The sequence below is a fragment of the Streptomyces sp. CB02009 genome, assembly GCF_001905825.1.
Classification (GTDB): Bacteria; Actinomycetota; Actinomycetes; order Streptomycetales; family Streptomycetaceae; genus Streptomyces.
Window position 1 is genome coordinate 339,544 of record NZ_LIVV01000011.1, and the last position, 22,308, is coordinate 361,851.

At 71.0% G+C, this 22,308-nt stretch carries 23 protein-coding genes and 1 pseudogene; 14 read left to right on the plus strand and 10 right to left on the minus strand.

Annotation, left to right across the window (positions count from 1 at the left end):
• Positions 1-494 precede the first annotated feature (494 nt).
• Both ppdK and dusB read right to left on the minus strand, forming a co-directional pair.
• Positions 495-3,206, minus strand: coding sequence for a pyruvate, phosphate dikinase (gene ppdK / locus AMK27_RS36260; RefSeq protein WP_073917969.1), 2,712 nt, complete (start codon positions 3,204-3,206; stop codon positions 495-497).
• A gap of 366 nt (positions 3,207-3,572) precedes the next feature.
• On the minus strand, positions 3,573-4,709 hold the full coding sequence (gene dusB / locus AMK27_RS36265) for a tRNA dihydrouridine synthase DusB (RefSeq protein ID WP_073917837.1): 1,137 nt from the start codon (positions 4,707-4,709) through the stop codon (positions 3,573-3,575).
• Positions 4,710-4,761: 52 nt separating this feature from the next.
• Between dusB and AMK27_RS36270 the strand changes: the two genes are divergently transcribed.
• The gene (locus AMK27_RS36270; protein ID WP_073917838.1) at positions 4,762-6,222 is read left to right on the plus strand and encodes an MFS transporter; all 1,461 of its coding nucleotides are present in this window, start codon (positions 4,762-4,764) and stop codon (positions 6,220-6,222) included.
• A gap of 166 nt (positions 6,223-6,388) precedes the next feature.
• Here the strand turns inward: AMK27_RS36270 and AMK27_RS36275 are convergent.
• A pseudogene (locus AMK27_RS36275) lies at positions 6,389-7,231 on the minus strand (MmyB family transcriptional regulator); the annotation flags it as partial.
• A 110-nt stretch (positions 7,232-7,341) separates the two neighbouring features.
• On the opposite strand from AMK27_RS36275, the gene AMK27_RS36280 reads away from it, so the two are divergent.
• A complete protein-coding gene (locus tag AMK27_RS36280) occupies positions 7,342-8,811 on the plus strand; it encodes an MFS transporter (protein WP_107425751.1) in 1,470 nt (489 codons plus the stop codon).
• Between the two features lie 89 nt (positions 8,812-8,900).
• Here AMK27_RS36280 and AMK27_RS36285 read toward each other — a convergent pair whose 3' ends face one another.
• Positions 8,901-9,143: a DUF6243 family protein gene (locus AMK27_RS36285; protein ID WP_073917839.1), complete on the minus strand. Its 243-nt coding sequence runs from the start codon at positions 9,141-9,143 to the stop codon at positions 8,901-8,903.
• Between the two features lie 279 nt (positions 9,144-9,422).
• Here AMK27_RS36285 and AMK27_RS36290 point away from each other — a divergent pair, with 279 nt between their 5' ends.
• The 3 genes from AMK27_RS36290 to AMK27_RS36300 all read left to right on the plus strand — a co-directional run bounded on the left by AMK27_RS36290 (position 9,423) and on the right by AMK27_RS36300 (position 11,865).
• Complete coding sequence (locus tag AMK27_RS36290) at positions 9,423-10,460, plus strand: aldo/keto reductase (protein WP_073917840.1); 1,038 nt, start codon at positions 9,423-9,425, stop codon at positions 10,458-10,460.
• Positions 10,461-10,476: 16 nt separating this feature from the next.
• Positions 10,477-11,067, plus strand: a complete 591-nt coding sequence (locus AMK27_RS36295; RefSeq protein ID WP_073917841.1) for a TetR/AcrR family transcriptional regulator — start codon at positions 10,477-10,479, stop codon at positions 11,065-11,067.
• 111 nt (positions 11,068-11,178) lie between these two features.
• Positions 11,179-11,865 (plus strand): VC0807 family protein, encoded by a 687-nt coding sequence (locus tag AMK27_RS36300; protein WP_073917842.1) that lies wholly within the window; start codon positions 11,179-11,181, stop codon positions 11,863-11,865.
• Positions 11,866-11,959: 94 nt separating this feature from the next.
• On the opposite strand, the gene AMK27_RS36305 is transcribed toward AMK27_RS36300, so the two are convergent.
• Complete coding sequence (locus AMK27_RS36305) at positions 11,960-13,342, minus strand: glycine--tRNA ligase (RefSeq protein WP_073917844.1); 1,383 nt, start codon at positions 13,340-13,342, stop codon at positions 11,960-11,962.
• 166 nt (positions 13,343-13,508) lie between these two features.
• On the opposite strand from AMK27_RS36305, the gene AMK27_RS36310 reads away from it, so the two are divergent.
• The 4 genes from AMK27_RS36310 (at position 13,509) to AMK27_RS36325 (ending at position 16,714) form a co-directional block, all read left to right on the plus strand.
• Complete coding sequence (locus AMK27_RS36310) at positions 13,509-14,516, plus strand: metal ABC transporter solute-binding protein, Zn/Mn family (RefSeq protein ID WP_073917846.1); 1,008 nt, start codon at positions 13,509-13,511, stop codon at positions 14,514-14,516.
• Positions 14,517-14,542: 26 nt separating this feature from the next.
• Positions 14,543-15,322 (plus strand): metal ABC transporter ATP-binding protein, encoded by a 780-nt coding sequence (locus AMK27_RS36315; protein WP_073917848.1) that lies wholly within the window; start codon positions 14,543-14,545, stop codon positions 15,320-15,322.
• A 16-nt stretch (positions 15,323-15,338) separates the two neighbouring features.
• The gene (locus tag AMK27_RS36320; RefSeq protein ID WP_073917850.1) at positions 15,339-16,232 is read left to right on the plus strand and encodes a metal ABC transporter permease; all 894 of its coding nucleotides are present in this window, start codon (positions 15,339-15,341) and stop codon (positions 16,230-16,232) included.
• A 71-nt stretch (positions 16,233-16,303) separates the two neighbouring features.
• Positions 16,304-16,714, plus strand: a complete 411-nt coding sequence (locus AMK27_RS36325) for a Fur family transcriptional regulator (RefSeq protein ID WP_030317431.1) — start codon at positions 16,304-16,306, stop codon at positions 16,712-16,714.
• Between the two features lie 142 nt (positions 16,715-16,856).
• Here the strand turns inward: AMK27_RS36325 and AMK27_RS36330 are convergent, their stop codons facing one another.
• From AMK27_RS36330 to AMK27_RS36350, 5 genes are all read right to left on the minus strand, one after another.
• Entirely contained in the window at positions 16,857-17,402 is a 546-nt protein-coding gene (locus AMK27_RS36330) for a YcxB family protein (protein ID WP_073917853.1), read from the minus strand.
• A 7-nt stretch (positions 17,403-17,409) separates the two neighbouring features.
• Complete coding sequence (locus AMK27_RS36335) at positions 17,410-18,234, minus strand: isoprenyl transferase (protein ID WP_073917855.1); 825 nt, start codon at positions 18,232-18,234, stop codon at positions 17,410-17,412.
• A 17-nt stretch (positions 18,235-18,251) separates the two neighbouring features.
• Positions 18,252-19,001, minus strand: a complete 750-nt coding sequence (recO, locus tag AMK27_RS36340) for a DNA repair protein RecO (RefSeq protein WP_073917857.1) — start codon at positions 18,999-19,001, stop codon at positions 18,252-18,254.
• A gap of 72 nt (positions 19,002-19,073) precedes the next feature.
• The gene (locus AMK27_RS36345) at positions 19,074-19,289 is read right to left on the minus strand and encodes a hypothetical protein (protein WP_073917859.1); all 216 of its coding nucleotides are present in this window, start codon (positions 19,287-19,289) and stop codon (positions 19,074-19,076) included.
• Positions 19,286-19,507: a hypothetical protein gene (locus AMK27_RS36350; protein ID WP_073917877.1), complete on the minus strand. Its 222-nt coding sequence runs from the start codon at positions 19,505-19,507 to the stop codon at positions 19,286-19,288. Before AMK27_RS36350 ends, AMK27_RS36345 begins: the two co-directional genes overlap by 4 nt.
• Before the next feature lie 131 nt (positions 19,508-19,638).
• On the opposite strand from AMK27_RS36350, the gene AMK27_RS36355 reads away from it, so the two are divergent.
• The 5 genes from AMK27_RS36355 (at position 19,639) to AMK27_RS36375 (ending at position 22,202) form a co-directional block, all read left to right on the plus strand.
• The gene (locus AMK27_RS36355; protein ID WP_073917879.1) at positions 19,639-20,472 is read left to right on the plus strand and encodes a helix-turn-helix domain-containing protein; all 834 of its coding nucleotides are present in this window, start codon (positions 19,639-19,641) and stop codon (positions 20,470-20,472) included.
• Positions 20,454-20,723, plus strand: a complete 270-nt coding sequence (locus AMK27_RS36360; protein WP_073917881.1) for a DUF397 domain-containing protein — start codon at positions 20,454-20,456, stop codon at positions 20,721-20,723. Before AMK27_RS36355 ends, AMK27_RS36360 begins: the two co-directional genes overlap by 19 nt.
• Positions 20,720-20,983, plus strand: a complete 264-nt coding sequence (locus AMK27_RS36365; protein WP_073917883.1) for a hypothetical protein — start codon at positions 20,720-20,722, stop codon at positions 20,981-20,983. The genes AMK27_RS36360 and AMK27_RS36365 overlap by 4 nt, the downstream gene beginning before the upstream one ends.
• The gene (locus tag AMK27_RS36370) at positions 20,962-21,300 is read left to right on the plus strand and encodes a hypothetical protein (protein ID WP_073917885.1); all 339 of its coding nucleotides are present in this window, start codon (positions 20,962-20,964) and stop codon (positions 21,298-21,300) included. Before AMK27_RS36365 ends, AMK27_RS36370 begins: the two co-directional genes overlap by 22 nt.
• 89 nt (positions 21,301-21,389) lie before the next feature.
• The gene (locus tag AMK27_RS36375) at positions 21,390-22,202 is read left to right on the plus strand and encodes a hypothetical protein (RefSeq protein ID WP_073917887.1); all 813 of its coding nucleotides are present in this window, start codon (positions 21,390-21,392) and stop codon (positions 22,200-22,202) included.
• The last annotated feature ends 106 nt before the right edge of the window (positions 22,203-22,308 follow it).

The following is a 22,308-nucleotide window of genomic DNA, read 5'->3' on the forward strand; positions in this document are numbered from 1 at the left end:
CAGTTGAAAAGCATCGCGGCAATGGGGGCGGAACCGAAAAGCTGTACGGGTCGGGCAGGAAACCTTCAGGACCGAGGTGACGTGGTGAAGACCGTGGGGGGCTTTGCCCGTCCGGCGGCGGTCGGCGAGGTTGCGGCTCACCTGCCCGGCATCGGTAAAGGGCGCGGCCTCCGGGTGGGGATCCGGGGGTCGCGCCCGCTCCATTCTTTGCGGTGGATCCTTTGCGGGGAACGAGGAAGTTCAATGGCCAATAATTCAATCAGGCGCAATTGAACAACTACTCACATCCGCTCAACAAACAAACGACGGGACGGACACCTCCGCACAAAGGTGTCCGTCCCGTCGCCGTGTTTCCGGGGCCGCCGCCCGCCGGTGAGGGTGGTGAGCAGACCGGCGGCGCCCCCGGTCGTACCGGAGTGGTTCGGTGATTCCCGCTGCTGAACGGGGGTTCAGGAGGACCCGACCGCCGCTCCTGACCCCCCGTTCAGCAGGGCTCAGCGGCTGTCGCTGCCCTTCGACTCGGCCGCCGCGCGGCCGGCCTCCAGACGCGCCACCGGGATCCGGAAGGGCGAGCAGGACACGTAGTCCAGACCGACCTCGTGGAAGAAGTGGACCGACTCCGGGTCGCCGCCGTGCTCGCCGCAGACACCGAGCTTGATGTCGGGGCGGGTGGCGCGGCCGGCCTGGACGGCGCTGCGCACGAGCGCGCCGACGCCGTCCTTGTCGATGGTCTCGAAGGGGCTGACGCCGAAGATGCCCTTCTCCAGGTACGCGGTGAAGAACGAGGCCTCCACGTCGTCGCGGGAGAAGCCCCAGACCGTCTGCGTGAGGTCGTTGGTGCCGAAGGAGAAGAACTCCGCGGCCTCGGCGATCTGACCGGCGGTCACGGCGGCGCGCGGCAGCTCGATCATGGTGCCGAGCGCGAGCTTGAGCTCGACGCCGGTGCGGGCCTGGACCTCGGCGATGACCTGCTCGGCCTCCTCGCGGACGATCTCCAGCTCCTGGACGGTGCCGACGAGCGGGATCATGATCTCCACGCGCGGGTCGCCCTTGGCGTCGATGCGCTGGGCCGCGGCCTCGGCGATCGCGCGGACCTGCATGGTGAACAGACCGGGGATGACCAGGCCGAGGCGGACACCGCGCAGACCCAGCATCGGGTTCTGCTCGTGCAGCCGGTGCACCGCCTGCAGGAGGCGCAGGTCGTTCTCGTGCGGCTCCTTGCGGGACTCGGCGAGGGCGACGCGCACCGACAGCTCGGTGATGTCGGGCAGGAACTCGTGCAGCGGCGGGTCGAGCAGCCGGACCGTGACGGGCAGGCCGTCCATGGCCTCGAAGAGCTCGACGAAGTCGGTCTTCTGCAGCGGCAGGAGGGCTTCCAGGGCGTCGTCGCGCTCGACGTCGGTGTCGGCCAGGATCAGCCGCTCGACGTACTGGCGGCGCTCGCCGAGGAACATGTGCTCGGTGCGGCAGAGGCCGATGCCCTGGGCGCCGAAGCGACGGGCGCGGTTGGCGTCCTCGGCGTTGTCGGCGTTGGCGCGGACGCGCAGCCGGCGGACGCGGTCGGCGTAGGCCATGATCCGGTGGACGGCCTGGACGAGCTCGTCGGCGTCGTCGGCGCCGGCGTGCATGCGGCCCTCGAAGTACTCGACGACCGGGGACGGTACGACGGGTACCTCACCGAGGTAGACCTTGCCGGTGGAGCCGTCGATGGAGACGACGTCGCCCTCCTCGACGACCTGGCCGTCGGCCGTGGTCATCCGGCGGCGCTTGGTGTCGACCTCGAGCTCCTCGGCGCCGCAGACACAGGTCTTGCCCATGCCGCGGGCGACGACGGCGGCGTGCGAGGTCTTGCCGCCCCGGGAGGTGAGGATGCCCTCGGCGGCGATCATGCCGTCCAGGTCGTCCGGGTTCGTCTCGCGGCGGATCAGGATGACCTTCTCGCCCGAGCGGGACCACTTGACGGCGGTGTACGAGTCGAAGACGGCCTTGCCGACGGCCGCGCCCGGGGAGGCGGCGATGCCGCGCCCGATCTGCTCGACCTTCGCGGCCTCGTCGAACTTGGGGAACATCAGCTGGGCGAGCTGGGCACCGGTGACGCGCTGGAGCGCCTCGGCCTCGTCGATCAGGCCCTGGTCCACGAGCTGCGTGGCGATGCGGAAGGCGGCACCGGCGGTGCGCTTGCCGACACGGGTCTGGAGCATCCAGAGCTGGCCGCGCTCGATGGTGAACTCGATGTCGCAGAGATCCTTGTAGTGGGTCTCCAGCGTGTTCATGATGTCCATGAGCTGGTCGTACGAGGTCTTGTCGATGCCCTCGAGGTCGGCCAGCGGCACGGTGTTGCGGATGCCGGCGACGACGTCCTCGCCCTGCGCGTTCTGCAGGTAGTCACCGTAGACGCCCTCGTGACCGGAGGCGGGGTCGCGGGTGAAGGCGACGCCGGTGCCGGAGTCCGGGCCGAGGTTGCCGAAGACCATCGAGCAGACGTTGACGGCGGTGCCGAGGTCGCCCGGGATGCGCTCCTGGCGGCGGTACAGCTTCGCGCGGTCGGTGTTCCAGGAGTTGAAGACGGCCTCGATGGCGAGGTCCATCTGCTCCCGCGGGTCCTGGGGGAAGTCGCGGCCGGTCTCGGTCTTCACGATCTTCTTGAAGTGCTCGACGACCTTCTTCAGGTCGGCGGCGTCGAGGTCGGTGTCGCTGGCGACCTTCTTCGCGGCCTTCGCCTCGTCCAGCGCGTCCTCGAAGAGCTCGCCCTCGACGCCGAGGACGGTCTTGCCGAACATCTGGATGAGGCGGCGGTACGAGTCCCACGCGAAGCGCTCGTTGTCGGCCTGGTCGGCGAGGCCGACGACGGACGCGTCGGAGAGGCCGATGTTGAGGACGGTGTCCATCATGCCCGGCATCGAGAACTTCGCCCCGGAGCGCACGGAGACGAGCAGCGGGTCGTCGGCCTGGCCGAGCTTCTTGCCCATCTTCTGCTCGAGGGCGTCGAGGTGGGCGCTCACCTCGTCGCGGAGCTCGACCGGCTCCGAGCCACTCTCGAGGTAGACCTTGCACGCCTCGGTGGTGATCGTGAACCCGGGAGGGACCGGCAGACCGAGGTTGGTCATCTCGGCCAGGTTCGCGCCCTTGCCACCGAGCAGGTCCTTCAGGTCCCTGTTGCCCTCGGTGAAGTCGTACACGAACTTCTGATCATTGTTTTCCGACACGGGTCCCGACTCCTCGATGACTCGGTTGGCTGCCCTGACGGCGAGGAACATACCCAGATCGAAGGCTTCTGGGGAGGTACGCCTAGCGGTCACGTGGCCTTAACCACCCGTCCGCCAGCACTTCGAAAGTAACCGAGAAGTAGCTTCCACTTTCAGACCCCGAAGACGTCATGACCCAAATCAAAGAAAAGTCGCTCACATGAGCGCCCATCCGAGCACTTGCGTTCAAGTCTTGAACGCAAAAAGGGTGGCACCCCGTGCCACCCTTCAGGCGGTGCAGCCGTTCGTAACCTGCTCATCTGAGCACCACCCCCCTCAAGGGTGGCGAGGATCACTCCCCCGGAACGGCCGAATCGAGGCCGAATCTCAGCCGCCGGACGTGTCCAGCTCGGCGTCCTCACTCACGCCGGAGCAGTCGTAGGGGTCCTTCAACCAGCCGTCCGGCAGGACAACTCGGTTGTTTCCGGACGTACGACCCCGAGGACCGTCGGCGCCCACCGGCCACGGCTGATCAAGGTCCAGCTCGCTCAACTGAGCGCTCAGTTCGTCGAGGGACGAGGTGATCGCCAGCTTCTTGCGCATCTCGGAACCCACCGAGAAGCCCTTCAGGTACCAGGCCACGTGCTTGCGGAAGTCGATGACACCGCGTGCCTCGTCGCCGATCCACTCGCCGAGCAGCCGCGCGTGCCGCACCATCGCGTCCGCGACCACCCGCAGCCCCGGCGCCGCGTAGGCGCCCGTGCCCTCGAAGCCGGCCACCAGGTCGGCGAAGAGCCACGGCCGCCCCAGGCAGCCGCGGCCGACGACCACGCCGTCGCAGCCCGTCTCCCGCATCATCCGCAGGGCGTCGTCGGCGGACCAGATGTCGCCGTTGCCGAGGACCGGGATCTCCGGCACGTGCTCCTTGAGACGCGCGATCGCGTCCCAGTCCGCCGTACCGCCGTAGTGCTGCGCCGCCGTCCGCCCGTGCAGGGCGATCGCCGTGACGCCCTCCTCCACCGCGATCCGGCCCGCGTCCAGGTACGTGATGTGGTCGTCGTCGATGCCCTTGCGCATCTTCATGGTGACCGGCAGGTCGCCCGCGTTGGCCACGGCCTCGTTGAGGATCGCGCGCAGCAGCGGCCGCTTGAACGGCAGGGCCGAGCCGCCGCCCTTCCGGGTCACCTTGGGGACGGGGCAGCCGAAGTTCAGGTCGATGTGGTCGGCGAGGTCCTCGTCGACGATCATCCGGACGGCCTTGCCGACCGTCACCGGATCCACCCCGTACAGCTGGATCGAGCGCGGCTGCTCGGTCGCGTCGAAGCGGATGAGCTGCATGGTCTTCTCGTTGCGCTCGACCAGGGCGCGCGTCGTGATCATCTCGCTCACGAACAGCCCCTTGCCGCCGCTGAACTCGCGGCAGAGGGTGCGGAAGGGGGCGTTGGTGATGCCGGCCATCGGGGCGAGCACCACCGGCGGCTGCACGATGTGCGGCCCGATGGCAAGGGGGGAGAACGCGGTCATTGGCCCATTGTCGCGCACTGCGCCGGTCATTAGTTAGCCGTACTATCCGAACATGCCAGAGCTCACACGCGCGGAGCTTCCCAGGCACCGGCAGCTCGTCGTCCTGGCGATCTGCTGCATGAGCCTGCTGATCGTCAGCCTGGACAACACCGCGCTCAACGTCGCCCTGCCCTCGCTGCGCGACGACCTCGACGCCTCCGTCTCCGGCATGCAGTGGGTCATCGACGCGTACACCCTGGTCCTGGCCTCGCTCCTGATGCTGGCCGGCTCCACCGCCGACCGGATCGGCCGCCGCAGGGTCTTCGTGACCGGCCTCGTCGTCTTCGCGCTCGGCTCGCTGCTCTGCTCCCTCGCCCCCAGCCTGGAGGCGCTGATCGCCTTCCGTGCGGTGCAGGCGGTGGGCGGCTCGATGCTCAACCCGGTCGCCATGTCGATCATCACCAACACCTTCACCGAACCCGCCGCACGCGCGCGTGCCATCGGCGTCTGGGGCGCCGTGGTCGGCATCTCCCTGGCCCTGGGGCCGCTGGTCGGCGGCGTGCTCGTCGAGTCGGTCGGCTGGCGTGCGATCTTCTGGGTCAACCTGCCCGTCGCCCTCGTCGCCCTGCTCCTCACCCTCCGGTACGTCCCCGAGTCCCGCGCGCCCCGGCCCCGGCGCCCGGACCCGGTCGGACAGCTCCTGGTGGCCGCGCTCCTGGGCTCCCTCACGTACGCGATCATCGAGACCGACCCGCTCTTCGCCGGCATCGCGGTGGCGGCGCTCGCCGGTGTCCTGGTGTACGAGCCGAGGCGCCGCGAACCCCTGATCGACCTGCGGTTCTTCCGCAGCGCGCCGTTCAGCGGTGCCACCGTCGTCGCGATCTGCGCCTTCTCCGGCTTCGCCGGCTTCCTGTTCCTGAACACGCTGTACCTCCAGGAGGTGCGCGGGCTCTCCCCGCTGGAGGCCGGCCTGTACGTGCTGCCGATGGCGGGCATGACCTTCGTCTTCGCCCCGCTGTCGGGCCGGCTCACGGGCGCGCGGGGACCCCGCCTCCCGCTGCTGCTCGCGGGCACGGCGATGGCGGCGGGGGCGCTGCTCTTCGCGGCCTTCGAGGCGGAGACCCGTGATCCGCTGCTCTTCACCGGGTACGTGGCCTTCGGCATCGGCTTCGGCCTGGTGAACGCGCCGATCACCAACACGGCCGTCTCCGGGATGCCCCGGGCGCAGGCCGGGGTGGCGGCGGCCGTGGCCTCGACGAGCCGCCAGGTGGGGCAGACGCTCGGCGTGGCGGTCGTCGGGACGGTGCTCGCGACGGGGGTGGGCGCGGGAACGTCCGCGGACGACTTCGTGGCGGCGGCGCGGCCGGGCTACTGGGTGGTGACGGCCTGCGGCCTCGCCGTCCTCGCGGTCGGCGCGCTGACCAGCGGCGCGTGGGCCCGCCGCACGGCGGAGCGGACGGCCCGGTGCCTGGAGACGGACGACGAGGGGGCGCCGCGGGCGGACGGGACGGACCTGCCGCTCAGGCGGCGGTGAGGGCCTGGGCCTTCCGGGCCGGCCGCGCGTCACCGGCGGCGCGCGCGTCACCTGCGGCGCGAGCCTCCCCGTCCGCCCGCCCTTCCCGGCCTGCCTGAGCCTCCCGGCCTGCCGGGGCCTCCCGGCCCGCCTGAGGGGGCTGCGGCTCTCCGGTCGCCCGTGCCTCGTCGCGTACGGCCAGCTCCAGGAGCTGGTCGAGCCGCGCCCTGGACTCCTCGTCGAGGGGCACGTACGTGCCGAGGCGGGGTCCGGCGGCCGGTCCCAGCCAGAGGTTGGTGTGCTCCAGGCGCAGGACGCCCACCTCGGCGTTCCGGATGACCTTGGCGCGGCCGGCGAGGTCGGCGACGTCACGCCGGTCCCAGAGCTCGCGGAACTCCGGGGAGGCGTCCTGGAGCCGCTGGACCAGCGCCTTCCAGGCGGGTTCGGCCAGGTGCTCGGCCATCGAGGCACGGAGCTTGCCGACCATCGCGCGCAGGACCTCGGGGAGGTCGCCGAACGCGGCGCGGAAGTCCTCGTTGGTGAAGGCGAGCCAGAGGGTGTTGCGGTCCTCGCGGGGCAGCGCGTCGAGGTCGCAGTAGAGCCGCCCGAAGGTGCGGTTGTAGGCGAGGAAGTCGTACCTGCTGTTCTGCACGCAGGCGGGCACGGGCTCCAGCTGGCGGAGCAGTTCGCGCAGCGCGGGGGTGACGGCCGGGCAGGCCGTCTCGGGGTGCGGGTCGCTCTGGGCGGCGAGGGCGAAGAGGTGGCTGCGTTCGGTCGGGTCGAGCAGCAGGGCTCCCGCGAGGGCGTCCAGGACCTGCGGGGAGACCTGGATGTCACGGGCCTGCTCCAGCCAGGTGTACCAGGTGACGCCGACGGCGGAGAGGTGGGCGACCTCCTCGCGGCGCAGGCCCGGGGTGCGGCGGCGGCGCCCCCGGGGCAGGCCGACCTGCTCGGGGGTGATGCGCTCGCGCCGGCTGCGCAGGAAGGCGGCGAGCTCGTGTCGCCGCGTGCCGGGTTCGGCCGTCGTCATCGTCGTCACGCTCCCAGGGTGCCGGGCCCGTGAGACCCGTGCCAGGTACTGCTTCTACCAGGATAAAGACACTCTGGTACCAGGCTGAGGAGCGGCGGATCGTCGGTCCCGTGACTACGACCTCCGCTTCTCCCCGCTCCGCGGCCTCTCCCCCGGGCGGCACCCCGCCCGGAGCCGCCCCCGTCGTCCACGACCGGCCGGCGCTCGGTTCGCTCGGCCTGTTCACCGTCCTGCTCGGCGCGGCCCTGCCCCTGATCGACTTCTTCATCGTCAACGTCGCCCTGCCGTCGATCGACCACGACCTGGCGGCGGGGCCGGCGCTCCTGGAACTGGTCGTCGCCGGGTACGGCCTCGCGTACGCCGTCCTGCTCGTCCTCGGCGGACGGCTCGGGGACCTCTTCGGGCGCCGCCGGCTCTTCCTGGCGGGCATGGCGGCCTTCGGGCTGACCTCGCTCGCCTGCGGGCTCGCCCCGGACGCCTGGACGCTGGTCGGGGCGCGGGTCGCGCAGGGCGCGGCCGCGGCGCTGATGCTGCCGCAGGTCCTCGCGACGATCCACTCCTCGACGGCGGGCGCCCGGCGGGCCAGGGCGCTGAGCCTGTACGGGGCGACCGCGGGCCTCTCCATGGTGGCCGGGCAGATCCTGGGCGGTGTCCTGGTGGCCGCGGACCTCGCGGGCTCGGGCTGGCGTGCGGTGTTCCTGGTGAACGTGCCGGTGGCGGTGGCCGGCCTGGCCCTCGCCTTCCGTACGGTCCCGGAGACCCGCTCGGACCGCCCGGCGCCGGTGGACGTACCGGGAACGCTGCTGCTCGCCCTCGCGCTGACCACCCTGCTCGCGCCGCTGACGGAGGGCCGGGCGGCGGGCTGGCCGGTGTGGACGTGGGTGTCGCTGGCCGTCTTCCCGTTCGCCGCGGTGGCGTTCTGGCGGGTGGAGCGGCGGACGGACCGCCGGGGCGGCACGCCGCTGGTCCCGCCGAGCCTGCTCGCCCTGCTGCCGCTGCGCCGCGGACTCGTGCTGCTGCTGCCGCTCTGCATGGGCTTCGGCGGCTTCATGTTCGTGATCGCGGTCGCCCTGCAGCAGGGCCTGGGCCTGGGCGCGATCGCCTCGGGCCTGGCCCTGGTCCCGATGGCGGTGGCCTTCTTCGGCGCCTCCCTCGCGGGCCCGCGGCTGGTCCGGCGCTGGGGCACGCGCGTGGTGACGGCCGGCGGTCTGATCCAGGGCGTCGGCATCGGGCTGCTCGCGCTGACGGTCTGGCGCGCCTGGCCGGACCTGTCGGTGGGGGTGCTGCTCCCGGGCATGGCGATCGCGGGCCTGGGCCAGGGCCTCCAGCTCCCGGTGCTCTTCCGGGTGATCCTCTCGGAGGTCCCGGGGGAACGCGCGGGCGTGGGCGGCGGCGTGATGGTGACGACCCAGCAGTCGGCCCTCGCCCTGGGCGTCGCCACCCTGGGCTCCCTCTACCTGGGCCTCGCGTCCTCGGCCCCGGACGCGGGCACGGCCCTGACGACGACGCTGCTGGTCCAACTGGCCATGGTGGCGGTGACGGTGGCGCTGTCCGTACGCCTGCCGAGGAAGGTCGGCTAGCGGGACGTCCGCCGAGGACGGCGGACCGGCGAGGAGGCGAAAGGGCCCGGAGCGTGGAGACGCCCCGGGCCCTTCGCGCTGCGGTGTGACTACTCCTGGCCGGTGCCGGTGCCGGTGGCGTCCGTGGCGGCGGTGCCGGTGGTCTCCGTCGCCGTCCCGGCGGCGTCGGCTCCCTGCGTGCGCTCGCGCATCTTCTTCAGGAGGTCCTGCTTGCGGTCGTCGGCGGAGCGCTGGGCCGCCGTACGGCTCTGGCCGTTGCCGTGCTGGTCGGCGCGGGACAGCTTCTTGCGCTGCCCTCCGACGCCGAGGAGGTTGTTGCGGCTCTTCGCCACGGTGTTCTCCCGTCAGTGAGGTGGTCGGTGGTCTGACTCGGGCTGCCGGCGAAGGCGCTCACTCATAGATCTGGAAGAACGAGTACATGGCGGCGACGCTACTCCGGCCCCGTGGGCGGGGGCACCCGGTTTTCCGGCGGCGCGCACGGCCGCGCGACACGGGAGACGAGACGGAATGACAAATATTGAAATCTGTCATCGGTCATGTCATGGTTGATGTGGAACACCGATCCACCGGCATCCACAGCAACATCCGCATCCGCATCCGAGGAGACAGCCATGACCACCACCAGGCGCCCCGTCCCCACCCGCCCCCTCGGCACCACCGGGCCCGAGGTCTCCGCCCTCGGTCTCGGCTGCATGGGCATGTCCGCGCTGTACGGCGAGAGCGACCGCGCCGAGTCGATCGCGACGATCCACGCCGCCCTGGACGCGGGGGTGACCCTGCTCGACACGGGCGACTTCTACGGGATGGGACACAACGAGCTGCTGATCGAGGAGGCGCTGCGCACGGCCCCCGCGGGCGCCCGCGAACAGGCGCTGACCAGCGTGAAGTTCGGTGCCCTGCGCACGGTCGAGGGCGGCTTCACCGGGTACGACGGGCGGCCGGCCGCCGTGAAGAACTTCGCGGCCTACTCGCTCCAGCGCCTCGGCACCGACCACATCGACATCTACCGCATCGCCCGCGTCGACCCGGACGTGCCGATCGAGGAGACCGTCGGCGCCATCGCCGAGCTCGTCGAGGCCGGGCACGTCCGGCACATCGGGCTCTCCGAGGTCGGCGCCGACACCCTGCGCCGGGCCGCGGCCGTGGCCCCGATCGCGGACCTCCAGATCGAGTACTCGCTGATCTCCCGGTCGATCGAGGACAAGATCCTGCCCACCGCCCGCGAGCTGGGCATCGGCATCACGGCGTACGGCGTGCTGTCGCGCGGGCTGATCAGCGGCCACTTCACCCGGGACCGCGAGCTGGCGGCGAACGACTTCCGGGGCATGAGCCCGCGCTTCCAGGGCGACAACCTCCAGCGGAACCTGGACCTCGTGGACCGGCTGCGGGCGCTCGCCGAGGCCAAGGGCGTGACCGTCGCGCAGACCGCGATCGCCTGGGTCCTCGCCCAGGCCGAGCGGCAGGGCGCGGACATCGTCCCGCTGGTCGGCGCCCGGCGCCGGGACCGGCTCGCGGAGGCGCTCGGCGCCCTGGACGTCACGCTCGACGCCGCCGACCTGGCGGCGATCGAGGAGGCCGTCCCGGCGGGCGCGGCGGCCGGCGACCGCTACCCGGCGGCGCAGATGGCGCATCTGGACAGCGAGCACTGACAGGTACTGTCCTTCCATGGCCGCCACCGAGACCCTGACCGCCGAGCGCATCCTCGAAGCCACCGAGGAGGTGCTGCGGCGCTACGGCCCGGCGAAGGCGACCGTCGTGGACGTGGCCCGGGTCCTCGGCGTCAGCCACGGCAGCGTCTACCGCCACTTCCGCACCAAGGCGGCCCTGCGCGAGGCGGTGACCGAGCGGTGGCTGGAGCGGACGATCGTCGCGCTGCGGCCGCACGTCGAGGGCGAGCGGCCCGCGGACGAGCGGCTGACCGACTGGCTCACGGCCCTGTTCACCCTGAAGCGGCGCAAGGCCGGCGGCGATCCGGAGCTGATGGCCACGTTCCAGGTCCTGATCGGCGAGAACAGCGCGGTGGTCGACCGGCACGAGGAGCACCTCGTGGAGCAGATCGCCCGCATCCTGGAGGCCGGTCACGGCGAGGGGCTGTTCACGGCCCCGGAGCGGGACTTCGGGACGACGGCCCGCGCGGTCTTCGACGCCACGGACCGCTTCCACAACCCCGCACACGCCGCCGACTGGTCCGCGCCGGGCGTGGAGGACGCGTTCGCGGCGGTCGTCGCCCTGGTGCAGCGGGCGCTCCGGGCCTGAGCGCCATGCCCATTTGAAGATCATTTGGCCTGGACTTTCCCCTTCCCTGTCCGGTACATGACTAGCGTTCCCCCGCACCGCGACCGCACTGCACCGCTCCCAGGGGGAACCATGTCCGCACCCGACAAGCCGCCGGCCCGCTCGGGCCCCGCCGCCGCCGTCGGCTGGGTCCTGACCATCGGGCTCAACGTCGTCGCGCCGATCCTGACGTACAACGTCCTGACCGAGGACCACGGCTGGTCCGAGTTCGCCGCCCTGCTCGCCGGCAGCGCCTGGCCGGTCCTGGACAGCGCGATCATGGTCGCCTGGCGGCGCAGGATCGACGAGTTCGCCGTCGTCACTCTGGTGTTCCTGGTGATCACGGCCCTGGTCTCGCTGATCGGCGCGCACACCGCCCGCGCGCTGCTGGTCAAGGACTCCGGGATCACGGGCCTCTTCGGGCTGCTCTGCCTGGCCACCCTGCTCGCACCCCGCCCGCTGATGTTCTACTTCGGGCGCAAGTTCGCCACCGACGGCACCCCGGCGAGCACCGCCTGGTGGAACGGCATGTGGCAGTACGAGGGCTTCCGCTCCACCATGCGCACGATGACGCTGGTGTGGGGCGTGGCGTACGTCGCCGAGGCGCTGCTCCGCGTCGCCCTCGCCTACGCGCTCCCGACGAGGACCATGGTCGTGCTGAGCCCGGTCATGATCTACGGGGTGCTCGGCGTCCTGGGCGTGTGGACGGCCTGGTTCGGGAAGCGCCGCGCGGCCGAGGGCGCACGGCGCCAGGCCGAGGCGGAAGCGGCGACCGCCTGACACGGCCCGCCACCCGACGGCGTACGACACACGGCACGGCAAAGCCCCCGGTTCCGACATCGGAACCGGGGGCTCTCCCGTACGCGACCGGAGGTCAGCAGCCGATCAGGCGGCTGCCCAGGTAGCTCTGGATCTGGTCGAGGGAGACGCGCTCCTGCTTCATGGTGTCGCGCTCGCGCACGGTCACCGCGTTGTCCTCGAGGGTGTCGAAGTCGACGGTCACGCAGAACGGGGTGCCGATCTCGTCCTGACGGCGGTAGCGGCGGCCGATGGCGCCGGCGTCGTCGAAGTCGATGTTCCAGTTCTGGCGCAGGTCCGCCGCGAGGCCCTTGGCCTTCGGCGAGAGCTGCGGGTTGCGGGACAGCGGCAGGACGGCGGCCTTGACCGGGGCCAGGCGGTGGTCGAGGCGCAGCACGACGCGCTTCTCCATGACGCCCTTGGCGTTCGGGGCCTCGTCCTCGGTGTACGCGTCGAGCAGGAAGGCGAGCATGGTGCGGCCGACACCGGCGGCGGGCTCGATGACGAACGGCGTGTACGACTCGCCGGACTCCTGGTCCAGGTAGGACAGGTTGGCGCCGGAGGCCTTGGAGTGGGCGCTCAGGTCGTAGTCCGTGCGGTTGGCGACGCCCTCCAGCTCGCCCCACTCGCTGCCGCCGAAGGAGAAGCGGTACTCGATGTCGGCGGTGCGCTTGGAGTAGTGGGAGAGCTTCTCCTGCGGGTGCTCGAACCAGCGCATGTTCTCCTCACGGAGACCCAGGCCCGTGTACCAGTTCCAGCGCTGCTCCATCCAGTATTCCTGCCACTGCTCGTCCTCGCCCGGCTTGACGAAGAACTCCATCTCCATCTGCTCGAACTCGCGGGTGCGGAAGATGAAGTTGCCCGGAGTGATCTCGTTCCGGAAGGACTTGCCCATCTGCGCGATGCCGAACGGGGGCTTCTTGCGCGCGGTGGTCTTCACCTGGGCGAAGTTGGTGAAGATGCCCTGCGCGGTCTCGGGACGCAGGTAGGCGACGGAGCCGGAGTCCTGGGTCGGGCCGAGGTGCGTGGCGAGCAGGCCGGAGAAGTTCTTGGGCTCGGTGAAGGTGCCCTTGTTGCCACAGTTGGGGCAGTTGAGGTCGGCGAGGCCGTTCTCGGGGAGACGGCCGTGCTTCTCCTCGTACGCCTCCTCCAGGTGGTCCGCGCGGTAACGCTTGTGGCAGGAGGTGCACTCGGTCAGCGGGTCGGTGAAGGTGGCGACGTGACCGGAGGCCTCCCAGACCTCGGTGGCCAGGATGACCGACGAGTCGATGCCGACGACGTCCTCGCGCGCGGTGACCATGTAACGCCACCACTGACGCTTGATGTTCTCCTTGAGTTCGACACCCAGCGGTCCGTAGTCCCAGGCGGCGCGCTGGCCACCGTAGATCTCGCTGCACGGGTAGACGAAGCCACGGCGCTTGCTCAGGCTGACGATGGTGTCGATCTTGTCGGCGGCCACGGTGCTCTCTTCATTACGACGACGAAGTGCGAATGCCACAGGTTACCGGCGCCCGCACCCCCCGTATCAAATCGGTTCGGTGGGGGGACCGCGCGAGGGGTCGCGTGGGCGGGGCCACACGTACGACAATTGACAATCGTTTCCAGTTTTGTTGAAAATGAGTGTCATGAACGTACGTCGCCGCCTCATATCCAGCACCGCCGCCGCCGCAGCCGTCACGCTCGGCATCGTCACCCTCTCCGCCTGCGGCGGCAGCTCCGACGCGGCCGACAAGGGCGGCGACGGCAAGCTCGACGTGGTGGCGTCGTTCTACCCCATGCAGTACCTGGCCGAGCAGATAGGCGGCGGCCACGTCGCCGTCGACACGCTCACCAAGCCCGGCGTCGAGCCGCACGACCTGGAGCTCAAGCCGAAGCAGATCGGCGAGCTCGGCGAGGCCGACGTCGTCCTCTACCTCAAGGGCATCCAGCCCGCCGTCGACGACGCGATCGCCCAGGCCGGCGTGAAGAACACCGTCGACGTCGCCACCCTCACGAAGCTCGAGGCCCACGGCACCGGGGTCGGCCACGCGGGCCACGACCACGCCGAAGGGGAGCACGCCGAGGGCGAGCACGCGGAGGAGGAAGCCGGTCACGACCACGGCTCCGAGGCCGGCAACGACCCGCACATCTGGCTCGACCCCGTGAAGTACGCCGAGGTCGCCAAGGGTGTCGGCACCGCCCTGGAGAAGGCCGACCCGGCGAACGCCGCCGACTACCGGAAGAACACCGACGCGCTCGTCAAGAAGCTCGGCGACCTGAACACCGACTTCGCGAACGGCCTGAAGAACACCACCACGAAGACCTTCATCACCACCCACTCCGCCTTCGGCTACCTCGCCGAGCGCTACGGCCTGGACCAGGAGGGCATCTCCGGCATCGACCCCGAGTCCGAGCCGAGCCCCGCCCGGATCAAGGAACTCCAGGACGTCGCGAAGAAGGACAAGGTCACCACGGTCTTCTTCGAGACCCTCGCGAGCGACAAGACCGCCAAGACCCTCGCCGGCGACACCGGTCTGAAGACCGACGTGCTCGACCCGCTGGAGGGAATCACGGACACGTCCAAGGGCGATGACTACATCGAGGTCATGCGCTCCAACCTCGCCGCGCTGCAGAAGGCCCTCGGCGCGAAGTGATCACCGCACAGCAGGAGGTACGAGCCATGGCAGCCCCGGCATCGGAACGGGAACCCGTCATCTCCGTCCGCGGAGCCACCGCGGCTCTCGGCGCCCGGCCCGTCCTCCGCGGTGTCGACCTCACCGTCCGCCGCGGCGAGGTCGTCGCGCTGCTCGGCGCCAACGGCTCCGGCAAGTCCACCGCGGTCCGCTCCGTCATCGGCCAGGTCCCGCTGACCGGCGGCACGATCGAGCTGTTCGGCACGGACCGGAAGCGCTTCCGCGACTGGGCGCGCGTCGGCTACGTCCCGCAGCGGACCACCGCCGCGAGCGGCGTCCCCGCCACCATCCGCGAGGTCGTCTCCTCCGGCCGGCTCTCCCGCCGCAGGTTCGGCTGGCTGACCAGGGCCGACAAGGCCGCCGTCGAGCGGGCCATCGAGCTCGTCGGGCTCGCCGACCGCGCCAAGGACTCCGTCTCCGCGCTCTCCGGCGGCCAGCACCAGCGGGTCCTGATCGCCCGCGCGCTCGCCTCGGAGCCCGAACTCCTGATCATGGACGAGCCGATGGCCGGCGTCGACCTCGCGAGCCAGGAGATCCTCGCCTCGACCCTGCGCGAGCAGGTCGCCGGCGGCACCTCCGTCCTCCTCGTCCTGCACGAGCTGGGCCCCCTGGAGCCGCTGATCGACCGCGCGGTCGTGCTCCGCGACGGCTGTGTCGTCCACGACGGCCCGCCGCCGGAGGCCCTCGGCCAGCACGCGCTGCCGGGCCACGACCACGTCCATCCGCACGCGGCCGGGGAGCCGCTCCGTACGGGTCTGCTGACCTGAGGAAGCTGACCTGATCATGGAAATGCTCGATCTCGCCTTCATGCAGCGCGCGCTCCTCGCGGCCGTGCTCGTCGGCATCACCGCGCCCGCCGTGGGCATCTACCTGGTCCAGCGCCGCCAGGCTCTGATGGGCGACGGCATCGGCCATGTCGCCATGACCGGCGTCGGCCTCGGCTTCCTCCTGAACTCCAGCCCGGTCTGGATGGCGACCCTGGTCGCCGTCGTCGGCTCGGTCGGCATGGAGCTGATCCGGGCGTACGGCAAGACCCGCGGCGACCTCGCGCTCGCGCTGCTCTTCTACGGCGGCATGGCCGGCGGTGTCCTGCTGATCAACCTCTCGCCGACCGGCTCCAACGCCAACCTCAGCTCCTACCTCTTCGGCTCGCTCTCCACGGTCTCCGAGGAGGACATCACCGCGATCGGCATCCTGGCCGCCTTCGTCGTCCTGGTCACGGTCGGCCTGCGCCGGCAGCTCTTCGCGGTCAGCCAGGACGAAGAGTTCGCGCGCGTCACCGGCCTCCCGGTGCGCGCCCTGAACCTGCTGATCGCCGTCACGGCCGCGGTGACCGTCACGGTCGCCATGCGGGTCGTCGGCCTGCTGCTGGTCAGCGCGCTCATGGTGGTGCCGGTCGCGGCGGCCCAGCAGCTGTCGAAGTCCTTCCGCGCGACCTTCGTCCTCGCGGTGGTGACGGGCATCACGGTCACCCTGGCGGGCACGGTCACCTCGTACTACCAGGACGTGCCGCCCGGCGCGACGATCGTCCTGTACGCGATCGGCGTCTTCGTCCTGCTCACCCTGCTCGCCACGCCGCTCGCCAAGCGGCGGGCGCGGGCGGCCGAGGCGGGCGCGGAGAGCTGTGACGCACCGGTTCCGGCGACCCGGCGCCCCTCGGACGACGTGAAGGTCTGATCGGGCCCGGACTCAGGGCCGCGGGGGGCTGGCAGAATGGCGGGGGCAGACAAGCATTCAAGGAGGCCCCCGTGGTGACGGCAGGACCCCCCGTACGAGGCCGCTCGACCAAGCAGCGTGCCGCCGTCTCCGCGGCGCTGAACGAGGTGGACGAGTTCCGCAGCGCCCAGGAGCTGCACGACATGCTCAAGCACCGCGGCGACTCGGTCGGCCTCACCACCGTCTACCGCACGCTCCAGTCCCTGGCGGACGCGGGCGAGGTCGACGCGCTGCGCACGAGCGAGGGCGAGACGGTGTACCGCCGCTGCTCGACCGGCGACCACCACCACCATCTGGTGTGCCGCGTCTGCGGCAAGGCCGTGGAGGTGGAGGGCCCGATGGTGGAGCAGTGGGCCGAGACCATCGCGTCCGAGCACGGCTTCGTGAACGTGGCGCACACCGTGGAGATCTTCGGAACCTGCGCGGACTGCGCCGGGAAGTGACGCGCGAGCGGTGACCTGACATACGAGAGGGCCCGTACCCCCGGGGTACGGGCCCTCTCGCACGCTCGGCCCACCCCGGGTGCTCGGCCCACCCCGGGTGCTCGGCCCACCCCGGGTGCTCAGCTCACCCCGGGCGCTCAGCTCACCCCCGGGCGGAGTTCCGGTCCAGGACCGCCCGCAGCCGGTCGACGCCGTCCGGGTCGGAGAGTCCGCTCTTGGGCAGGTACGCGAAGCCGGTGCCGGTCCGCCGGGCCGTGAGCAGCACGAAGAGGCGGGGCGTCTCGACGTACCGGGGCAGCATGGCCCACCGGATCGTGACGTCGGTGTCCCGGGTGGTCCACCGTCCGCCGTCCTCGCCGACGACGGCCCTCGCCTCGCCCTGGGACCGGATGGTCAGAAAGAGGCTGCGCGCCGTCCCCCAGGGCACCAGCTCGGCGGCGGTCACGGCCACGAGGCCGAGCAGGGTCATGACGACCGCGGTCCCCGGGTCCGGCTCCCGCACGACGAACAGCGCGAGGGCGGCGACGCCGAGGGCCAGCGCGCAGGCGCCGCGGGCCGCCCACCGCAGCGCGGGCCACCAGCGAGTGGCCCGCAGCCGGACGCGTACGGCCTCGCTCACGTCCGCGAGGTCCGGCGGGTAGACGAGGACGACCCCGTCCCGGGTGCGGTGCTCCGTCGCTCCGTCCACCCGCGGCTCAGCCCTTGTCGAGGACGGCCATGTCGGCCGGGTCGACGCCGCCGAAGCGGCGGTCGCGCTGGGCGTACTCGACGCAGGCCCGCCACAGGTCGCGGCGGTCGAAGTCGGGCCACAGCACGTCCTGGAAGACCATCTCGGCGTACGCGCTCTGCCAGATCAGGTAGTTGGAGGTGCGCTGCTCGCCGCTGGGCCGCAGGAACAGGTCCACGTCCGGCATGTCCGGGTAGTAGAGGTACTTCTGGATCGTCTTCTCGGTGATCTTCGCCGGGTCGAGCCGGCCGGCCCGCACGTCCTCGGCCAGCGCCTGCGCCGCGTCCGTGAGCTCCGCACGGCCGCCGTAGTTCATGCAGAAGTAGAGCGTGAGCTTGGTGTTGTCCTTGGTCTGCTCCTGCGCGACCTGGAGCTCCTTGGCGACCGACTTCCACAGCTTGGGCATCCGGCCGACCCAGCGCACCCGGACGCCGAGCGAGTCGAGCTGGTCGCGGGACTTGCGGATGAAGTCGCGGTTGAAGTTCATCAGGAAGCGCACCTCCTCGGGGGAGCGCTTCCAGTTCTCCGTGGAGAAGGCGTACAGCGAGATCGACCCCACGCCCATCTCGATCGCGCCCTGCAGCACGTCGAGGACCTGCTCGGCGCCGACCTTGTGGCCCTCGGTGCGGGGCAGGCCGCGCTCCTTGGCCCAGCGGCCGTTGCCGTCCATGACGATCGCGACGTGCTCGGGGACCAGCTCGGACTGGAGCTTCGGCGGGCGGGCGCCGGACGGGTGCGGCTCGGGGGCGCTGTACTCCCGGCGCTGGCGACCGAGCAGTCGTGCGATGGCCATGACGTGGTCTCTCCTACCTAGCTTTTCTCTACGTACCGCAGGGAGCGCAGGCCGCGCTCCAGATGCCAGTGCAGATAGGCGGACACGAGTCCGCTGCCCTCCCTGACGTGACGCGGCTCGCACGCGTCCGCCGTCGCCCAGTCGCCGGTGAGCAGCGCGCTGAGCAGGCCGATGGCCTCCGGAGAGGGTACGACGCTTCCCGGCACCCGGCAGTCGCCGCATATGACGCCGCCCGCCGCGACCGAGAAGAACCGGTTGGGCCCGTGCATGCCGCACTTGGCGCAGTTCTCGAAACTCGGCGCGTAGCCGTTCACGGCGAGCGAGCGGAGCAGGAAGGCGTCGAGGATGAGATGGGGGGCGTGCTCGCCCCGGGAGAGGGTCCGCAGCCCGCCCACCAGCAGCAGGTACTGCTGCACGGCGGGCTCGCCCTCGTGGTCGGTGAACCGCTCCGCGGTCTCCAGCATGGCGGTGCCGGCGGTGTAGCGGGCGTAGTCGGTGACGATGCCGCTGCCGTACGCGGCGATGGTCTCGCTCTGCGTGCAGAGCGGCAGGCCGCGCCCGACCAGCTCGCTGCCCCGGGCGAAGAACTGCACGTCCACGTGCGAGAACGGTTCGAGCCGGGCGCCGAACTTCGACTTCGTCCGCCGCACCCCGCGCGCCACGGCGCGTACGCGCCCGTGACCGCGCGTGAGGAGCGTGATGATGCGGTCCGCTTCACCCAGCTTCTGGGTGCGCAGCACGATGCCGTCGTCGCGGAACAGACTCATGGGCTCATTCTCCCGTACGGCGGAGGCGCCCCGGGCCCGAGTCGTGAAGGAGCACTAAGGAGCCCCGCGGAGTCAGGGCACCTCGCCGCGGCTCCGCGCGTTCACGTGCGCCGTGGCCGCGCTCAGCCGCTCGGCCGAGGTGGCCTCCCGTACCCCGTCGGGCTCCACGTCCCATTCCCGTCCGCCGCCGAGCGGCCGGACCTGGACATAGGGCCCCACGTGCCCCATGACCCTCCCGACCCGCCCGGTGCGGATCTCGACGACGTACGAGCCGATGGGCAGTGTCATGACCGGTTCTCCTCCCCCGGCAGGACGGCGGCGGCGAGGAGCCGTGCCGTTTCCACCGTGCAGCATCCCAATTCGACGAGCGGCCTCGGAGGATCGGCGGCGAGGGTGACGACGTCGAGCCCGAGCGAGGGAAGCCGGATTCCGGCCCTCGCGAGTGCCTCACGCAATTCGGTCACTGCCTCTTGTGCGACTTCGATCGCCTCCGGGGTCTTCTTCATGATGTCTTCCTCACCAACGTATGCCTTTCCGAATCCATTTCCTGCTTCGCCTCACCAGGGTGGCGGCGGATCCGTAGAATCGACAGATGTGCAGGTCGTACAACTGCGGGGTAGGGTTGGGGAGTTAATCCATGGCCAGAGGCAAGCAGCAGGATGCCTGGGTGTTCTTCGGGGAAGTGCTCAAGGAACGCAGGGAGGCCGCGAGCCTCACCCAGGAGGAACTGGGCGGACGGGTGTTCGTTTCAGGGGCGTACATCGGCCTGTTCGAGCAGGGAATCCGAAAGCCGCAGTTGGACGTGGCGCAGAGAATCGACGTGGTCCTACAAACCGGCGGTATTTTCGAACGCACGGTTCGCAAGCTCATCGACAAGTCGCCGTACGCCTCCTATTTCCACGCGGTGGCGGATCTGGAGGCGGTGGCGACGAAGATCTGCGAGTTCGCACCGACGGTGGTGCCGGGGCTGATGCAGACCGCGGGGTACGTGCGTGCGGTGACGGTGGCGACGCACCCGTTCGCCACGGAGGAGTTCATCGAGGAGAAGGTCACGGCACGCATCGGCAGGGCGGCGGTCCTCAGGGGCCCTACAAGCCCGGAGTATTGGGCCGTCCTGCACGAGAACGCGTTGCTCACCCCCGTGGGCGGCCCGTCCGTGATGGCCGCGACGCTCGACCACATCACGGCGCTGGCGCAGGAGCGGCGAGCGCTGGTGACCGTCCTGCCTCGCTCGGTCGGCGCGCACGCTTACATGACCGGCTCGCTCAAGCTCATGGAGTTCGAGGACCAGCCCCCAACGGCCTATGCGGAGACCGGCTTTTCGGGCACGTTGCTCGACGATCCGGCGGTGGTGAAGCAGGCACAGCGCGCCTACGATCTGCTCAGGGTCGCCACGCTGTCGCCGGAGGCGTCCCTCGCACTGATCGAGTCGGCGGCGGAGGACTTCAGACGATGCGTGCCTACGACCTGACCCACGCCCACTGGTTCAAGAGCTCCTACAGCAATGGCGACGGCGGCGACTGCGTCGAGGTCTCGTACGACTTCACGGACGCGGCGTGGCGGAAGAGCTCCTACAGCAACGGCCAGGGCGGCGACTGCCTCGAAGTCCTCGACGGCGTCACCGGCGTCGTCCCCGTCCGGGACAGCAAGAACCCCACCGGCCCCGCCCTCCTCGTCCCCACCGCCGCCTGGACCGCGTTCGTCGCCGGTCTTAAGAGGTGACGGCCCTCGTACTGCTCGGCAGCGACGACACCGCCCTCCGGTTCGAGGAAGGGGCGGTGCACCTCCGTCGGGCCGACGGGGAGCACCGCATACCCCTGGCGGCCGTCGGGCGCGTCCGCGCCGAGGGGCAGGTCGTCGAAGTGCGGCTGACCGCAGCCGATGAGGACGACGAGACCGCCTACCGCGTCGAGGGCGCGAGTTCAGCTGGGCCTTCCCCTTCGCCGGTCCCGTCGCCTTCGTGGGCGCCGCCCTCGCCCTGAACGCCGGCCACGCGCTCCACCGGTGGTGGTCCTACGGGCGGGACGGCGTCACGACGACGGCGGAGTTCTCCCACCGTACGGACGGCAGGCGGGCCCGCCGGGTGTACCGGTACACGGACGCGGCCGGCCGGAGCCACACGTACGCCTCGAAGAGGGGCGGCGGCGAGCTGCGCGTGCGCTACCTGCCCCACGCCCCGTACCGCGCCGTCACCGCCGTGACGCCCTGGCGGCTGGTCGGCCTGGTGACGAGGGCTCTCACCGGCGCGGCCCTCTGCGTGGGCGGGATCGTCGGGGTCGTCCTGTCGGTCGGCGACTGACGGGACGTCCCGGCGCCGCGGCGGGCGCGGCCGGCTCTCGCCGTGGACAGGCCCTTCACTCAGAGTCAGCCCGCCCTTACGATCGCGCCATGTCGATCACGTCCCCCATTCCCGCCCTCCGAGGACCCGACGGCACCGGGCTGCGCGCCGAAGGGCAGGCGCTGCTGCTCCGCCGCGCCCGCGAGGAGCTGCACATCCCGCTGAAGGCCGTGGCACGCGTCCGCGTCGAGGGTCGGACCGTGGCCGTCGAGCTGACCGCACCGGCCGGTGCGACGCCGCACGTCCAGCGGTTCGCGGACGTGGACGAGGCGGCCGCCACGGCGTTCGCCGACGGAGTCAACGCGGCCCTGCCGGAGCGGCCGGAGACGATCGACGGCGCCGGGTACATATCGAGCACCCGCCTGGGCGACCCGTCCGTCGGGAGGGTCTTCCGGGTGATCAAGCGGGGGGCGCTCTACGGGACCCTCGCGATCGTCGCGCTGTGCGTGCTGGTGATCGCCACCGGGCACGCCGCCGGGATCGTCATCATCATTCCGAGCGGCTTCCTCGGGCTGTTCTTCCTGGTGCTCGGCTGGGCGACCTCGTATCCCTCCCGTGAGGAGCACCGCCTGCGCAAGCACGGGGTCACGGTCGCGGCGGAGCGGGCCCCGGGCGAGCAGTCCGTCTACCTGTACAAGGATCCCGAGGGGCTGAGCCGCACCGTGGGGAAGTTCGCGGACACGTGGACCATCGACGTCGCCTACGATCCGCAGGACCCCGGGCACGTGGTCGTCCTCCGGAGCCGGGGCGTGCGCGCGCTGGACCTCGCCCTGACGGGGAGCGGCCTCCTCATCGGCCTGGTCGGCGCCGCCGGGGCGGTCACCGGGGCGGTTCTCGCGCTGCTCGGCGTCGGCGGCCTCTGAGATCGACATCTTCACTTATGGAAGTCATAAGTTCGCCTTATGAGTCCATAGACCGGGGTCGGGTACCGCTCCGCGTGCCGCATTATTTAGGGTGACCTAAGTGTCG

Excerpts from the sequence above, each read along its gene's own strand:
- dusB (WP_073917837.1), bottom strand. The coding sequence starts at position 4,709 with ATGACCGCGTTCTCCCCCCTTGCCATCGGGCCGCACATCGTGCAGCCG.
- AMK27_RS36270 (WP_073917838.1), top strand. The coding sequence starts at position 4,762 with ATGCCAGAGCTCACACGCGCGGAGCTTCCCAGGCACCGGCAGCTCGTC.
- AMK27_RS36290 (WP_073917840.1), top strand. The coding sequence starts at position 9,423 with ATGACCACCACCAGGCGCCCCGTCCCCACCCGCCCCCTCGGCACCACC.
- AMK27_RS36295 (WP_073917841.1), top strand. The coding sequence starts at position 10,477 with ATGGCCGCCACCGAGACCCTGACCGCCGAGCGCATCCTCGAAGCCACC.
- AMK27_RS36300 (WP_073917842.1), top strand. The coding sequence starts at position 11,179 with ATGTCCGCACCCGACAAGCCGCCGGCCCGCTCGGGCCCCGCCGCCGCC.
- AMK27_RS36310 (WP_073917846.1), top strand. The coding sequence starts at position 13,509 with ATGAACGTACGTCGCCGCCTCATATCCAGCACCGCCGCCGCCGCAGCC.
- AMK27_RS36315 (WP_073917848.1), top strand. The coding sequence starts at position 14,543 with ATGGCAGCCCCGGCATCGGAACGGGAACCCGTCATCTCCGTCCGCGGA.
- AMK27_RS36320 (WP_073917850.1), top strand. The coding sequence starts at position 15,339 with ATGGAAATGCTCGATCTCGCCTTCATGCAGCGCGCGCTCCTCGCGGCC.
- AMK27_RS36335 (WP_073917855.1), bottom strand. The coding sequence starts at position 18,234 with ATGGCCATCGCACGACTGCTCGGTCGCCAGCGCCGGGAGTACAGCGCC.
- recO (WP_073917857.1), bottom strand. The coding sequence starts at position 19,001 with ATGAGTCTGTTCCGCGACGACGGCATCGTGCTGCGCACCCAGAAGCTG.
- AMK27_RS36345 (WP_073917859.1), bottom strand. The coding sequence starts at position 19,289 with ATGACACTGCCCATCGGCTCGTACGTCGTCGAGATCCGCACCGGGCGG.
- AMK27_RS36350 (WP_073917877.1), bottom strand. The coding sequence starts at position 19,507 with ATGAAGAAGACCCCGGAGGCGATCGAAGTCGCACAAGAGGCAGTGACC.
- AMK27_RS36355 (WP_073917879.1), top strand. The coding sequence starts at position 19,639 with ATGGCCAGAGGCAAGCAGCAGGATGCCTGGGTGTTCTTCGGGGAAGTG.
- AMK27_RS36360 (WP_073917881.1), top strand. The coding sequence starts at position 20,454 with ATGCGTGCCTACGACCTGACCCACGCCCACTGGTTCAAGAGCTCCTAC.
- AMK27_RS36375 (WP_073917887.1), top strand. The coding sequence starts at position 21,390 with ATGTCGATCACGTCCCCCATTCCCGCCCTCCGAGGACCCGACGGCACC.